Source organism: Arthrobacter pascens (assembly GCF_017052465.1).
Taxonomy (GTDB): domain Bacteria; phylum Actinomycetota; class Actinomycetes; order Actinomycetales; family Micrococcaceae; genus Arthrobacter; species Arthrobacter pascens.
The window spans coordinates 1-950 of sequence record NZ_JAFHKT010000085.1; the positions used below are offsets into that span (position 1 = coordinate 1).

Sequence of the window (950 nt, forward strand, 5' to 3'; positions counted from 1 at the left end):
CGGCGGGTTCGTCCGCGAGCACTTCTTCGGCAAGACCCCGCAGACCAAGGACATGGTCGCGGACCTCACCGATGACCAGATCTGGAACCTCAAGCGCGGCGGCCACGACTACCGCAAGGTCTACGCCGCATACAAGGCAGCGACCGAATTCAAGGGCAAGCCCACCGTGATCCTGGCCAAAACGGTCAAGGGCTACGGACTCGGCCCGCACTTCGAAGGCCGCAACGCCACCCACCAGATGAAAAAACTCACCCTGGACGACCTGAAGAAGTTCCGCGACCACCTGCGGATCCCCCTCACGGACGAACAGCTCGAGAAGGACCCGTACCAGCCGCCGTACTTCCACCCGGGAACGGATGCGCCGGAAATCAAGTACATGCTGGAACGCCGCGCCGCCCTGGGCGGTGCCGTGCCGGAGCGCCGGTCCAAGCACTCCGACATCACCCTGCCGGACCCGAAAACCTACGAGGTCGCCAAGCGCGGCTCGGGCAAGCAGCAGGCCGCGACGACCATGGCGTTCGTCCGGCTGCTCAAGGACCTGATGCGGGACAAGAACTTCGGCAAGCACATCGCGCCGATCATCCCGGATGAGGCCCGCACGTTCGGCATGGACGCGTTCTTCCCGACGGCGAAGATCTACAACCCCAAGGGCCAGAACTACCTGTCCGTGGACCGCGATCTGGTCCTGGCCTACAAGGAATCCGCGCAGGGACAGCTGATCCACCCCGGCATCAACGAAGCCGGCGCCGTGGCAGCGTTCACCGCCGCCGGCACCGCCTACGCCACCCACGGCGTGCCGCTGGTCCCGATCTACGTGTTCTACTCCATGTTCGGCTTCCAGCGCACCGGCGACGCCTTCTGGGCAGCCGCGGACCAGATGACCCGCGGCTTCATCATCGGCGCCACCGCCGGCCGCACCACCCTCACCGGTGAAGGACTCCAGCACGCCG

At 65.9% G+C, this 950-nt stretch carries 1 pseudogene; it reads left to right on the forward strand.

The features are described 5' to 3' along the window. Nucleotides 1-950 (forward strand): annotated as a pseudogene (locus JYA52_RS01050) (pyruvate dehydrogenase (acetyl-transferring), homodimeric type); the annotation flags it as partial.